Origin of the sequence: Paenalcaligenes hominis (assembly GCF_041359055.1) — a bacterium.
Lineage (GTDB): Bacteria > Pseudomonadota > Gammaproteobacteria > Burkholderiales > Burkholderiaceae_B > Paenalcaligenes > Paenalcaligenes hominis_A.
This window is the reverse complement of record NZ_JBGJKZ010000005.1, coordinates 161,415-174,450: the sequence shown is the minus strand read 5'-3', so window position 1 is coordinate 174,450 and position 13,036 is coordinate 161,415. Positions and strand designations below refer to the sequence as shown.

The 13,036-nt window shown below is 46.3% G+C and carries 13 protein-coding genes; 2 read left to right on the top strand and 11 right to left on the bottom strand.

Features of this window, described 5'->3' with window-relative positions; genetic code table 11:
- Window positions 1-104 precede the first annotated feature (104 nt).
- On the top strand, window positions 105-863 hold the full coding sequence (locus ACBP46_RS11910) for a maleate cis-trans isomerase family protein (protein WP_371016938.1): 759 nt from the start codon (window positions 105-107) through the stop codon (window positions 861-863).
- 68 nt (window positions 864-931) lie between these two features.
- Here the strand turns inward: ACBP46_RS11910 and ACBP46_RS11905 are convergent, their stop codons facing one another.
- From ACBP46_RS11905 to ACBP46_RS11890, 4 genes are read right to left on the bottom strand one after another with little or no spacing between them, the layout of a single operon-like run.
- Window positions 932-1,339: a divergent PAP2 family protein gene (locus ACBP46_RS11905; protein WP_371016937.1), complete on the bottom strand. Its 408-nt coding sequence runs from the start codon at window positions 1,337-1,339 to the stop codon at window positions 932-934.
- A 2-nt stretch (window positions 1,340-1,341) separates the two neighbouring features.
- The gene (locus ACBP46_RS11900; protein WP_371016936.1) at window positions 1,342-2,187 is read right to left on the bottom strand and encodes a decaprenyl-phosphate phosphoribosyltransferase; all 846 of its coding nucleotides are present in this window, start codon (window positions 2,185-2,187) and stop codon (window positions 1,342-1,344) included.
- Entirely contained in the window at window positions 2,180-4,090 is a 1,911-nt protein-coding gene (locus ACBP46_RS11895) for a DUF7024 domain-containing protein (protein ID WP_371016935.1), read from the bottom strand. The genes ACBP46_RS11900 and ACBP46_RS11895 overlap by 8 nt, the downstream gene beginning before the upstream one ends.
- A 32-nt stretch (window positions 4,091-4,122) precedes the next feature.
- Window positions 4,123-4,479 (bottom strand): hypothetical protein, encoded by a 357-nt coding sequence (locus tag ACBP46_RS11890; RefSeq protein WP_371016934.1) that lies wholly within the window; start codon window positions 4,477-4,479, stop codon window positions 4,123-4,125.
- 217 nt (window positions 4,480-4,696) lie between these two features.
- On the opposite strand from ACBP46_RS11890, the gene ACBP46_RS11885 reads away from it, so the two are divergent.
- The gene (locus tag ACBP46_RS11885; RefSeq protein ID WP_371016933.1) at window positions 4,697-5,605 is read left to right on the top strand and encodes a LysR family transcriptional regulator; all 909 of its coding nucleotides are present in this window, start codon (window positions 4,697-4,699) and stop codon (window positions 5,603-5,605) included.
- 41 nt (window positions 5,606-5,646) lie between these two features.
- On the opposite strand, the gene ACBP46_RS11880 is transcribed toward ACBP46_RS11885, so the two are convergent.
- Genes ACBP46_RS11880 through ACBP46_RS11850 form a run of 7 tightly spaced genes read right to left on the bottom strand, consistent with a single transcriptional unit; the run spans window position 5,647 to window position 13,018 of the window.
- Window positions 5,647-7,284 (bottom strand): thiamine pyrophosphate-binding protein, encoded by a 1,638-nt coding sequence (locus ACBP46_RS11880; RefSeq protein ID WP_371016932.1) that lies wholly within the window; start codon window positions 7,282-7,284, stop codon window positions 5,647-5,649.
- A 14-nt stretch (window positions 7,285-7,298) separates the two neighbouring features.
- Entirely contained in the window at window positions 7,299-8,765 is a 1,467-nt protein-coding gene (locus tag ACBP46_RS11875) for an aldehyde dehydrogenase (RefSeq protein WP_371016931.1), read from the bottom strand.
- An 18-nt stretch (window positions 8,766-8,783) separates the two neighbouring features.
- Entirely contained in the window at window positions 8,784-9,575 is a 792-nt protein-coding gene (locus tag ACBP46_RS11870) for an aspartate dehydrogenase (protein ID WP_371016930.1), read from the bottom strand.
- A gap of 9 nt (window positions 9,576-9,584) precedes the next feature.
- On the bottom strand, window positions 9,585-10,379 hold the full coding sequence (locus ACBP46_RS11865; protein WP_371016929.1) for an SDR family oxidoreductase: 795 nt from the start codon (window positions 10,377-10,379) through the stop codon (window positions 9,585-9,587).
- A 26-nt stretch (window positions 10,380-10,405) separates the two neighbouring features.
- Entirely contained in the window at window positions 10,406-11,203 is a 798-nt protein-coding gene (locus ACBP46_RS11860; protein WP_371016928.1) for an alpha/beta fold hydrolase, read from the bottom strand.
- 23 nt (window positions 11,204-11,226) lie between these two features.
- On the bottom strand, window positions 11,227-11,751 hold the full coding sequence (locus tag ACBP46_RS11855; RefSeq protein ID WP_371016927.1) for a cupin domain-containing protein: 525 nt from the start codon (window positions 11,749-11,751) through the stop codon (window positions 11,227-11,229).
- Window positions 11,752-11,782: 31 nt separating this feature from the next.
- On the bottom strand, window positions 11,783-13,018 hold the full coding sequence (locus tag ACBP46_RS11850) for an MFS transporter (RefSeq protein ID WP_371016926.1): 1,236 nt from the start codon (window positions 13,016-13,018) through the stop codon (window positions 11,783-11,785).
- Between the last annotated feature and the right edge of the window lie 18 nt (window positions 13,019-13,036).

The window sequence follows — 13,036 nt, the reverse complement described above, 5'->3', positions numbered from 1 at the left end:
CCAGTCATCGCAAAATACGATGGCAACATGATCAAACAGCATTTTACGCATTGCCATCCATTTATTAAACTAAAGCTATTCTTTTATTTTTGTAGGTGGAGACAATGAAAACTTACCGTATTGGTCAAATCGTTCCTAGCTCTAATACAACCATGGAAACAGAAATTCCCGCCATGCTAAATGCACGCATGGCTGCGAATCCTGCTGATCGTTTTACGTTTCATTCCTCACGCATGCGCATGATGAATGTCACCCCCGAAGAGTTAAAAGCCATGGATGCCGCCAGCGACCGTTGTGTGGTTGAGCTTGCCGATGCTCGTTGTGATGTCATGGCCTATGCGTGTTTAGTAGCGATTATGGCTCAGGGCAATGGCTATCACCGTCAATCCCAAGAGCGTCTAGAGGCTGCGGTTAAAACCACTGGCGTTGATATTCCTGTGCTTAGCTCCGCCGGTGCCTTGGTAGACAGCATGAAAGAGTTTGGCATTAAAAAAGTGTCCATTATCACTCCTTACATGAAGCCATTAACTCAACGCGTGGTTGAGTACATCGAAGCCGAAGGCATCGAAGTCAAAGACTCCATTAGCCTAGAGGTTTCTGACAACCTAGAGGTAGGCCTACTGAACCCAGAAAATCTGCTTGAGCACGTACAGCGCTTAGATCACGAGGGCGTCGATGCTGTGGTGTTATCAGCGTGTGTGCAAATGCCTTCCTTGCCTGCTATTCAACGTGCTGAAGACATGATTGGCAAACCGGTTTTATCCGCCTCAGTTGCCACGGTATACCAAATGTTGAAAACACTAGGCCTAGAAACTCGTGTGCCTGACGCCGGTTTCTTGTTGTCTGGCAAAACCAGCATCTAATTCTGATACACCTCCGGTATAAAAAGGTCACGCATTTGGGCGTGACTTTTTTGTGCTAATTACGACGTTTAAAAATGGGCAACACACACTGCTACCAATAGGCCAACCAACACCCCAGCGCCAATTTCAATGATTGTGTGACCCATGCGTTCGCGTAGAGCGGTCTGAGTGGATTGCGCCCGAAGCTGATTAATAGCGGCGGCTTGTTTGCCTACCTGACGTCGTAAACTGTTTGCATCCAACATCACAATAAACGCTAGGGTAATAGCCACACCAAAGGCGGGATGGTCTATGCCCTCGTTGAAAGCAATCAACGCCGCCATACTTGAGACAATGGCACTGTGGTTACTGGGCAGTCCGCCATAGCCCACAAGGCCAAAAGCCAGTTGCTTGGCTTTAAGACTGTTAATTAAAAATTTAGTAACACCCGCCACAAACCATGCCACAAACGGGGTTAATGCATAAGAATAATCCATTTTTATACCTGTTCAGGCCATAACGCCCATGCACATACAGCAACCCATACTATAACGGTGACGAGCAACTGCTTGTCATCAAATAACGCATCGGTTGGCGATTCACCGCCATCTAGGGCTTCGACCACATACCAATAACGAAATAAACCAAATAACACAATGGGAATAGTGATGACCAGCTCGAGGCGCTCCGACAAAACAAACATACTGTAGAAGACCAATGCTCCAGTTGCAGACATTTCAGCATAGCGATCTACCAAACCAATGGAGTATTTTTCCAGCACCTTGCGCCCCCCGGCCCCGCTTTGGCTAAGTTCCTGTCTGCGTTTAACTGCAGCTAAATACAATGCTAAACACAACGTGGTGATAAACATCCACGAGGAAACCGGCACACTAAGGGCCACAGCCCCAGCATATACACGAATCACAAAACCCAATGCAATGGTAAATATATCAACTACAGGTTGGTGCTTGAGTACAAAGCTATAGGCCACATTTAAGAGCAAATACAATAAAATAACGCTCAGTACTTCAGGTTCTAACCAAAACCCCACAAGCAAAATACTATACAACCCACCTAGTAAAACGAGAGCTTCGGGTACGTTGACGGCACCAGAGGCCAGCGGACGCATTTTGGATTTTTTAGGATGTAAACGATCTTGTTCTCTATCGCGCAAGTCGTTCACTATGTAAGTTGCCGAAGACGCCACACAAAATAAGAAAAACGCAAACGCGGCTTGGCTTATGGCTTGGGGCTGTAAAAACAAGCCAGAAAAAATCAAGGGTGCTAAACAAAATACATTTTTCACCCACTGTTTAGGGCGCATAAGACGGAGTAAATCAATCATCCAGCACCTCGATCTTTAACGCTTTTAAGCCAATGCCAAGCAGGCGGGTATCCGTAGACTCCCCGACAGTGTGGGGCGATATCGCATCGGGCAAGCTAAAAACCAACGGCATATCCTGCCCAGCATTTAACGACACCACAACGCTTTCCACCAGTTTCGACTCTGGGTAATGGACTTCCCACGTTGCAGCAGGCTGCCCTGCTACCGTTAAACCAACACGTTGTAAGGGATGTTTTTCGTTCACATAAGTCTCGGCTTCAATTTGTATTCGTAATTTTACGGGTTTATCGGGATGCAGCGTCTTTAGATTCAACACAGCAGTATTTCCTTCTGACCATACCCCCCAACTTTCAAGGTGCGACCAACCCTGCCCTAAATATAACGGCGCGAGGGAATTCAACGTAAGCGGTAGGGCTAGTGGGTACATATACTCGCACTTGAGTCTTCCTGTCAGGTATGCGTAGCCCTCTTTAGGTTTAGAAAGTCGAGCTTGGCTGCTTGGACGCGTATCAATGGGAACCAGTTTACTGCCCACCCCACATACCTCTTCCATCGTTTTCTGCATAGTAGACTGCTGTGTGAGGACTTTAAGAATGGTCTGCTCGTCATTGGTAAAGATGGCTGGCGTACTGATAGGTAGCTCTTTTTGGTGCAACCGGTTAAAAAACACCATAGGAGCTGGGTTGTAGCGATGAGGGTTGATTCGCCACACTACTGATACCCAAGGCTTAAACTGCAAATAAGCACCAGGTGCTAAAGCGTGGTGGGTGCCATAATAAAAAGCGAGTGGAAGTTGCACTAAGGCTACGGCCAAAACCACCCACGAGGCATGGCGAAATGAATTTAAGTGCAAAGCAACCCAAAACAGTAAAGGAATACTTAACCAACACACATACCGAAGAAATGCACTTTGCCCAGGGTTCCAATTATTTTGCGCTAAAACGGGCAGCGACATGAACACAAACGCTACCAGAAAAATATCGGCAAAGACGAGGTTTTTTTTATATTTTCTGAACTGCCATAAGCGATAAAAAAACAGCACGCCTATCAACACCACCACTGCCGGCAAGGCAACAAGGACCCCTTGGTTTAAATCAAACAGCAATGACAGCCAACGCGAAATACGCACATATGAATAATTAACGTAGTCTGAATCGGCAATGGGGTTAAATACTCCCATCACACTCTTACTCCAAACGTAAGGCAACAAAACTAAAAAAGAAGCCATAAACGTGGGAGAAAAACGTTTTGCCACGCGCCATAATCCCTGCTGCCAGTCGCTGCGGTACGCTATAAAAAACTGGTAAAAGTAAACGGGAAACAGGAAAAAAGCCAAGGATGGGTTTTGGTATGAGGCCAACGCCACCCACACGGCTGTCCAAGCATATTGACGGCGCAAGAGTTGGCAGCATGCAATCAACAATAACGCACTGCTGTATATTTCTGGATGCGTCCAAAGTAAATACATTGCACCGGTAGAAAACACAAAACACAGAGCAATAAACCATTTACTGGCGCGGCAGAGTGATGCACTGCTAAAAAGACAATACAGGGCCGCTATACATAGTAATGCGTTGGTTATTTGAAAGGCTTGTAGTGTGTCTAAACCCAAGCTTTTTAAAACAAAAAAGGCAGGTAAACAAACCAGACTGTAAAACCAAAAATGCCAGGTGTAAATATGGCCGTCCTTGCCTACCGAGGTGAGGATTTCCTGTGCGTTAACACCTGTTCGTTGCAAAACTTGGGCATTGACGCCATCGCTTACATAGGGGTGCCCATATTCATAAAAAGCAATTAACTGGGCGTAATAATACGCTCCATCGCCTGTGCGTTCGGCGGGATAATAACAAGCGATGAAAAGCAGTAGCAGTGCTAAAAAAATCACACCGAGCCGATCTATCACGTTGTTTCCATTGAAGCGAGTTAAAATACGCATTACCCGTCAATGCCTTTACTGCTTAAAAAAAACATACCTGCAAAAATTAAGCTCATCCCTATAACTAAGTTAAACGTTATTTTTTCTTTAAAAAACACACTGCCCACTATGACCAAAACCAGCTGGACGCCCGAAGTCATCACGATGTAGGCCTTACTGAGGGGAATAGTTTTTAGCAGAGCGGCATAGACCAAAAACGCGACAAAATACAGTGTTACTGCACTGCCTACATACACCATTGTCATTGGATTTAAAATATCAACGACGTCGCCCCCTTTAAGGTTAAAAGCTTTAAGCAACACGCTGGCTAATGCATTCGCCAATACGGCAATTAATAATAAAATATAGATAGACACGACTTGACCTGTTATATGACGAATATGTGCCAACAGACTGGGTCCATTGCCTCGGCACACGGCTAAGCAAGAAAATTTTTGCCTAGGCATTATATCGAGGGCTATGCATGCTCGTCTGTAGCTTATAGTGTATAAACGTTAAACACTTGGGCGCTGGCCTGTGGTGCTTTTCTACCCAAACACCTATCTTTACCTAAACGGATTCAACCTTACCGGTATGCCGCTCGATTTACTCAGCCTAAAACTCTTCGTTCGTGTCCTTGAAGAAGGCACCATCAGCCAAGCCGCCCACAAAGAGCATATCGCATCGGCAGCGGTCAGTAGACGTATCAGCGAGCTTGAAACCCAACTAAACACTCAGCTATTACACCGTACCAATAAAGGTGTAGCCCCCACAGAGGCAGGGCTTGAGCTGTTGTATCGCGCCCGCAATCTATTACAAAACGCTCAGGCTTTGAAAGACCATTTGCATGATTTTTCTCAAGAGCGCCAAAGCCATGTTCACATTTTGGCGAACATTTCTGCTTTATCGCAAAACTTGCCCCATTTATTATCTGAATTTATAAAAAAGCACCCAACTATTCATTTAAAAATAGAGGAAAAAAATAGCCAAAATATTGTTTACGATATTGAAAAAAGCAAAGCAGATATTGGTATTTATTCGGCTTTGCCCCATGATGCGAAAATTGAAAGCTATTTTTTTAGAAAAGATATTTTGGGTTTATTAGTACCTGCTAACCACCCATTAACGCAATACAAGCAGTTATATTTTGAGCAATGTTTAAATTATGAGCAGATTGTATTGCGCAGTGGTACCCAAATTAATTATCAAATTACCAAAGCGGCAATGGAGGTCAACCAACACATAAAGGTGCGTGCCGAAATTGATAGCTACGAAACCATGGCGTTATTGGTAAATGCGGGTATGGGAATAGGCGTAATGCCTAGACAAAGCACGCAAATTTTTCAAATACCACATACCCATTTTATTGAATTAAAAGACAACTGGGCCCAGCGGCAACTGGTCATTGGGGTACGAAGTAAAAAAGAACTCAGTGCCAGTGCAAAACTACTGTTTGATTATTTAACCAAGCAAAGCCTAACCTTTCAAGAAAATACCCCCTAGGCTAGCTTCAACCTAGGGGGCATTTATGATGAGTCTAAAGGTTAATACAGTTTTTTCTGGGGTGGGCCCGAGAAATTCAGAGGGCCTAAAGCTTGCATATCCACTTCAATTACGGCTGGGCCTTGTAGTGCTACGGCCTCGGCAATCACAGTTTTGAATTGTTCTAAGCTGCTAACGGTAAAGCTTGGGCACTGCATTGCTTCCCCTATTTTCTGGTAGCTGGGCGTATGCAGTTCGTTGAAGTATTGTCTATCGTCAAAATAACGACGCTGAATGCCTCGCATAACCCCATAGCCACCATCATTCATTACCAGCAAAATCATATTGCTTTTTTCTTGAACTAAAGTGGCTATTTCGCCTAAACCTAGCATTAAGCCGCCATCACCCACTAAAGCAACGACTTTTTTATCTGGGTTCGCTATGGCTGTGCCTATACCATGGGCTAACCCCAAGCCAATAGCACCGGCTAAAGAGTGAATGTTTTGTAAAGGCTTGTTTACAGGGAAAAGTCGGCTGCCCCAAGTGCTGCCAGACATGGTGATGTCGCGTACTAAAATACTGTCCGAAGGCAACGCCTCTCGTAAAGCAAAGCATATATCTGCGTAGACGCCTATTTGCTCGCTTAACGCACGAACTGCGTCTTGCTTTGCCGCGCTAATCTGTTGATCGTACTGCGCGTCTACCCATGTGTGCCCCTCTAGCTGTGTTAGGGCTTGCTGCAATAAGTATTGGCTGTCAGCGCAAATAAAATGGCTTACTGGGTAATTACGCTGCTGCGCCATCGGGGTAGCATCTATTTGGATTCGATGCGGAGCCAATTCGATACTGTAGGTTTTGGTTTCATTACTGCGTAATCTAGAGCCTACGATAACCAAAAGATCGGCCTCGGCCAGTAGTTGCTCTACCTGCTCTGAGTTATGGAATGCCCCCAAGCTGCGTGGGTGGGCATCGTCCAAGATGCCTCGGCCATGTGTTGAAGACACCACAGGAATACCCAAATCAGCAAAGGCTTTCACTTGGTCACCTGCGCCCAAAGCGCCCCCACCCACCCAGAATATAGGTCGTTTGGCGGTTTTTAGCGCATCCACTAAGGTTGTGATCTCTGCAGTAGAAGGCTGAGGCAATGCTAAGGGAGCCACTGGGCTTAAATCGCTGGGCAACTCTATTTCAGCGGCCTGCACATCGATGGGGATCTCTACACTGACAGGCCCCATGGGTACCGTAGTAGCGACCCGAATAGCTTCGCGTATTACACCCACGGCATGCTCAGGACTCATAATACGAAATGCCGCTTTACTCGCAGCGCGTAAAAAATTTAACTGGTCCTTGGCTTCATGAATGAAGCTCACATCGCGATCTAAATACTCTCGTTCTACCTGACCGGTTAAATGCAAAACGGGGCTACTGGCATTAAAGGCTTCAATTAACGAACCCACCGCATTGCCAGCGCCTGCGCCGGTACTGGTTAAAGCCACCCCCAAACCTGTAAAACGTGCTTCTGCATCGGCCATTGACACTGCTCCCGCTTCACCACGGGCACACACAAAATGCATTTTTTCACGTCGTCCTACTGCATCGGCAACTGGTAAGTTATGAATGGAAATCACGCCATGCATATTTTTTACCTGGTGTGCTTCGAGCACACGCACGATTGCTTCTCCTACAGTGACTTTAGTCATCTTTTTCTCCTTGATTACCCTTCACACCATGGGTTGGGGGTACTGTCTAAACCAATATAAATACTTTTTTGCTGCATATAGGACAAAATACTGTGCCGGCCTTTTTCTCTGCCTACACCACTTTGTTTGAAACCACCAAAGGGGGTAGAAATAGAAAACTTTTTATAGGTGTTAATCCACACAGTACCCGCATCTAGTAAGCGTGCTAGCTGCCAAGCTTTACGGTAATTTTCTGTCCATATACCTGCTGCTAAGCCATACACACTCTGGTTCGCTACACTTACCAGCTCTTGTTCAGACTCAAAGGGCATCACCACTAATACCGGACCAAAAATTTCTTCTTGGCAAACCGTAGCGCTATTGGATAAACCCGTAATAACTGTTGGGGCGTAATAACTGCCTTGGTCTAAGCCATTGCCTGTAACACGGTGCCCTCCGGTTACTACCTGCCCCCCTTCTGCTTTGGCTTGCTGCACATACGCATCTACGCTGCGTAAGTGGTTTTCATCAATGAGCGGGCCCACTTGAGTCGCAGGGTCTTCAGGATGACCCACGCGTAAGCGGCTTGTTTTTTCTACCAAGCGAGCTACAAACTCGTCATAGCGAGACTGATGCACAAATAAACGCGATCCGGCAATACACGCCTGCCCTGCCGAGCTAAAAATGCCATAAATAACGCCGTTTACTGCCAGTTCTAAGTCGGCATCTTCCAAAACCACTGTAGGTGATTTGCCGCCCAACTCTAACGAAGTGCTAATCAGACGCTCGGCGGCAACATGAGCAAGCTGCTTGCCTGTATTGGTGCCACCAGTAAAGGAAATTTTACGTACTAAATCGTGCTGAACTAGTGCATTACCGACCACTGAGCCTTTGCCAGGCAATATGCTCAGCAAGCCCTTGGGCAAGCCTGCCTCTTCAAATAATTCTGCTAAGCGCAAAGCAACCAAAGAGGTCAGCTCTGCTGGCTTCAATACAATGGCGTTACCACCGGCTAGCGCTGGAGCAATTTTTTGCATCTCTGACGCAATAGGAGAGTTCCATGGCGTAATCGCTGCCACCACACCTAAAGGCTCGTAAACACTTAGTGTTAATGTGTCGCTAGCGCGCTGATTTGTTAATTCCTCATCTAAGGTGTCCAACACAGAGGCCATATAACGGGCTGTTTGTGCTGCACTCATTACCAAGCCTCTGGTTTCACTCAAGGGCTTGCCATTATCTCGGGTTTGCAATGCGGCTAGCTCTTCAACACGTGCCTCGATCAGATCGGCCACTTTCCATAACACGCGAGCCCGTTGTGACGGCAAGCTAAAACGCCATTCAGGCTGCTGCCAAGCCTGATGTGCTTTATGCACCGCCTCATCCACTTGCTCTACACTAGCGGTGGAGAACTCATCATTTTTAGTGCCATCCGCTGGGAAATAACTTACCGTAGGCTTTCCCTGCCCTAACACCCACTCTCCGGCTAAAAAAATCTTTTTCATACTTTCCCTTTGATAGAGCTAAATCACCCACACCTGATTGATCTGTTCAATGGCACGTACAATACTTAACGCTGCTAGAGTGGAGGTTTTAGGGTTATCGGCCAAAGCAATACCTTGCATCTGCACGGTCATTTCACCAAAACCGCCTTTGGCATAGATGGTGTGGGTATTACGCTGTACGGCTGGATCGGCAATAAGCTGAACCTGCGTCGCATCCATGCCCACCCCAGCCAAACCAATAGTGGCGGCTACATTGGCATTGGCAGGAAACAACTGGGCTGCCTCCCGTGCTGTACCGGTAAAAAATACAGTCGCTTCAGTTAGGGCATCTAAATCCACCTGTTGTTCTGCGTAGCTACCTTTCCAACCCGTTGGGGGTTTGCGCCCTTGATACGTAACCTGTTCTAAACCGAAAGTCCGCGCTGCCCTCAAGCCGTCCATACCTGCCACGGCCCCTGGTAATAACTGTATTTGTGCTTGGTGTTGTTCGGCTACGCGTTGTAATGAGTCCAGCAAATCTGCATCAGCTAATGCGCCCACAGAGATCACCGCTAAACGCCAGCCTCGCTCTAACACCGCGCCTGCATGCTCTTTTAGTCCTGCTTGCCCTGCCATCTCTACCACTAAGTCAGGCTCAAGCTGAAGCTCTGCTATAGCACTTACGACTTCGACGCTGGCATCAAGCTTATTTTTTACGTCTGCTACCGCAGCAGAGGGCACAACCACACCACCCAATCGAACGCCTTGCGGTAATAACCGATGCACGGTTTGGGCCATCGCGCCATAGCCAATAAAAACTACTGTTTTCATAACATCCCTTTAAATTTCTTGGCTAAAACCGCCGGATACATCTACTACCGCACCCGTGGTATAAGAGGCCAGCGGCGAGGCTAAAAACACCAAAGCCTGAGCCGCCTCATGAGGTAAGCCTAAGCGTCCCATGGGAATGCCTCGATCATTCGCTATGCCCTGAATCCATTGTTCCCATGTTTTAGATCGGTCTGAACGCTGCTCGTAGCGCCGACGCCATTGCCCTGACTCCACCATACCTATTAGCACTGAATTCACCCGTATGGTTTGACTAGCAAACTCTTTTGCTAAGGATTTGGTTAGATTTAGTAGCCCGGCGCGCGCAGCAGAAGTGGCGATCATATGAGGTTCTGGTTTAAGCGCTAACAAGGAATTAATATTGGTTATGGAACCGTTCGCTGACTTTTTCAAAAAAGGCAAAGCCGCTTTAATTGGGTTCAAAACACTAAAATATTTCAACTCCACTTCTGTAATCCACTGCTCGTCTGCCGTATTGTCAAAGTTGGAAACCAAGCCCTGTCCTGCATTATTGATAAGCATATCGATTTGACCAAAATGCTCGTTGACTTGTTTGATAAACTGTTGGACCTCTTCGCGCTTGAGCACATCACAAACGGCTGTAAAGCATTCGGCTTCGGGGTAGAGCTTTTGCATTTGCTCTAAGGACTGCTGTAATCGCTCTGGATTACGCCCGCACCATGCTACTTTTGCACCCTGAGCCAAAAGCAACTTAACTGTTTCTAAGCCAATACCTGATGAGCCGCCCGTGACAATAGCCACTTGATTACGAACTAAAAAACCCATAGTTAACACTCTCTGTTTGCTACTGTTTATATTTGAAATACCTGTTGATTAAAAAGCGCTGGTTGATCCAAATAGGCCAAATGTCCCGCTGCAGCGAGAGGAATTAACTCTAAATTTGGGTATTTCTGCTTTAAATCAAACATACCCTCAGGAGGAGTGATGCTGTCTTTTTCTCCGTAACAAAGTGGGATAGGCATTGATAAAGAATTCAAATACCAATCAATGCTGTCATAAGCGAGTAGGTACGACGCCTGAGTTAGCCCCTGTTGGGTTAGCCCGGCAGAAACCGCCTGCACCACCTCTAAATTAAAGGGCGTAGGTTGAGCCAGTAAACGTGGCCCGCGCTCTTTAGCCATGCCTGCTGGCCCTAAGCGTTTAAGTAGCTCTGGGCGCATACGGTACACCCGTTCTTGGTCTGTACTGGCATGGCTCCCATAGCCTTGAGCCGGATTCACTAAAACGAGTTTTTTAGTTTGCTCTGGGTACAGCTTGGCAAAAGCTGCGGCCATCATGGCCCCCAATGAGTGTCCCACTACTGTGACAGGCGTGCGAATCTCTAGCTCATCCAACAGCTGCTTAATCTGTAGCGCATAATCCTGTGCAGTAGGCGTGCTGGTTAATAACCCAGCACTTTTGCCATAGCCAGGTGCATCCCAAGCAATAAGCCGACAGGACTCTTTTAAGGTCACAAACTGCTTGACCCAAGACTTTGCCCCAGAGCTAATCCCATGCAGTAATACATAAACGTCTGCATCCGCCTGATTATCGATATAACTCAAGCCACGCTCGGATTGTCTATAGAGGGATTCGATTTGGTCTAACATCGGCTTTATTCACTCCAATACAGCTAGGCGTTGCGTTTTATTTTAGAAAGCGGGTGCGTTTCAGGATACGTAGGTATTTCTGGCTTATTCGTCCCTAGCATCACACACATCAACGCATCTTCTTGTGTGGGGTTATATAAACCGCGATAAATACCAGGAGGGATTGAAATTAAATCTCGCTCTTTCAATACGGTAGTGTAGGTTTCCCCGTTGTCTTCCAATGTCAACTCAATAGAGCCTCGCAACATAAAAAACACTTCTTCTACATCGTTATGGATATGCAATGGGCCTTCGCATTGAGCAGGCAAGACCATAGTAGAAAAAGTAAAGTTTTCTGCTGGCACCGTATTGGAATCGGTTGCTACTCCTGTTGCGCCTGTTCCCATATAGCGCATTTGGGCACGACGGTATTTAGGATCAAAATCAGCCTGAAACTTTAACGCATCAAAGTCATAACGACGCGTTTCAAAGCGAGCAATACGTGTTGCCATCCAGTCTTCTAATGACTGGGATTCTTTTCTGACCCAACCTGGAAATGTATGACTCATAACTGCACTCCTTTACTATACAAACCATGAGTTAATAACGTTTAATCAAAGCCACTAACATGAGGGATCCAACCACAGCAACCAGAGCTAAAAAGTAAATGCCGTTGTTGAAATCACCAGTGAAGGTGACGATATAACCAATTAGTACGGGGGCTAAAGCACTACCGAAATTACCTAAGCCATTAAAAATTCCGCCAGCCGTCGTTGCCGCTTCTTTGGTGCTTACTTGACCTAACAAGGGGAATACAGCAGAAACGGCGACTCCCCAGAACATAGAGCTAACCGACATTGCTAAAATCACCATCCAAACACCGCTTGCCAAGGTCATCACATACATCGCAATGCCCGCTACAAAAAGCCCGAGAAACACTTGTTTGGCACGAGACTGGTGAAACACCTTATCGGAATAAAAAGCACCCGCCACTTCCCCCACAAGCATGCTGATAAAGGGAATAGACGACAGCATGCCAAAGGATTTCAGATTGAAATTTTTCTCCTCAATCAGATAAGTAGGAATCCAGCTATTTAAGCCCCATAGATATGTCATTAAGGAAATATTGAAAATACAGATAATCCAAAAACCAGGATTAGAGGCAAGCACTTTAAAGTTGGTTTTGTGATCTGCTTTTTTCTTATGGCGGTCTTTGTTGATCACTACGTCTTTAAGGCCAATGACTACAAAAATCGCCATGATTAGCGTCAGCACACCCATCACATAAAACGTGGTGTGCCAATCATAGTGTTGTAATACATAGGCCGTAATCGGGAAGCCCAAGGCCGCACCTATAGGTGTTCCTAAAATAAATAGAGTGGAAGCACGCGCTTGCTCTTTTTCGGTAAAGCGTTGCTTGACGATGCTATAACACAAAGCAAACAGAGGCCCTTCCGCAATGCCTAACAATATGCGATTTGTTAACATGCCCTCGTAGGTATACGTTACCCCCATAAGGAGCATTAACACGCCCCAACTCACTACACTCCAAAACAAGACCCGTTTAGGATTAAAAATATCGCCCAAAAAACTAAGGAAAATAGATGAAAAACCATAAGCTAATAAAAAGCTGGTCATCAACCATCCTGCTTTGGCCCTATCCTGAGCGATGCCCATTGTGTTTTGAAAGGTCGGATCGGCAAACAACACCGCAATACTAATCTTGTCAAAAAAAGCCAATACCACACACAACATAAGCACCACTGCCGGTGTCCAATGCTTAACCATGCTTTTAGGCGGTGCTCTGTGGTCTAAGCCCGTATTCACTGTCCCCATGTGCCCTAACTCCTCAAG

Excerpts from the sequence above, each read along its gene's own strand:
- ACBP46_RS11910 (WP_371016938.1), top strand. The coding sequence starts at position 105 with ATGAAAACTTACCGTATTGGTCAAATCGTTCCTAGCTCTAATACAACC.
- ACBP46_RS11905 (WP_371016937.1), bottom strand. The coding sequence starts at position 1,339 with ATGGATTATTCTTATGCATTAACCCCGTTTGTGGCATGGTTTGTGGCG.
- ACBP46_RS11900 (WP_371016936.1), bottom strand. The coding sequence starts at position 2,187 with ATGATTGATTTACTCCGTCTTATGCGCCCTAAACAGTGGGTGAAAAAT.
- ACBP46_RS11885 (WP_371016933.1), top strand. The coding sequence starts at position 4,697 with ATGCCGCTCGATTTACTCAGCCTAAAACTCTTCGTTCGTGTCCTTGAA.
- ACBP46_RS11880 (WP_371016932.1), bottom strand. The coding sequence starts at position 7,284 with ATGACTAAAGTCACTGTAGGAGAAGCAATCGTGCGTGTGCTCGAAGCA.
- ACBP46_RS11875 (WP_371016931.1), bottom strand. The coding sequence starts at position 8,765 with ATGAAAAAGATTTTTTTAGCCGGAGAGTGGGTGTTAGGGCAGGGAAAG.
- ACBP46_RS11870 (WP_371016930.1), bottom strand. The coding sequence starts at position 9,575 with ATGAAAACAGTAGTTTTTATTGGCTATGGCGCGATGGCCCAAACCGTG.
- ACBP46_RS11865 (WP_371016929.1), bottom strand. The coding sequence starts at position 10,379 with ATGGGTTTTTTAGTTCGTAATCAAGTGGCTATTGTCACGGGCGGCTCA.
- ACBP46_RS11860 (WP_371016928.1), bottom strand. The coding sequence starts at position 11,203 with ATGTTAGACCAAATCGAATCCCTCTATAGACAATCCGAGCGTGGCTTG.
- ACBP46_RS11855 (WP_371016927.1), bottom strand. The coding sequence starts at position 11,751 with ATGAGTCATACATTTCCAGGTTGGGTCAGAAAAGAATCCCAGTCATTA.
- ACBP46_RS11850 (WP_371016926.1), bottom strand. The coding sequence starts at position 13,018 with ATGGGGACAGTGAATACGGGCTTAGACCACAGAGCACCGCCTAAAAGC.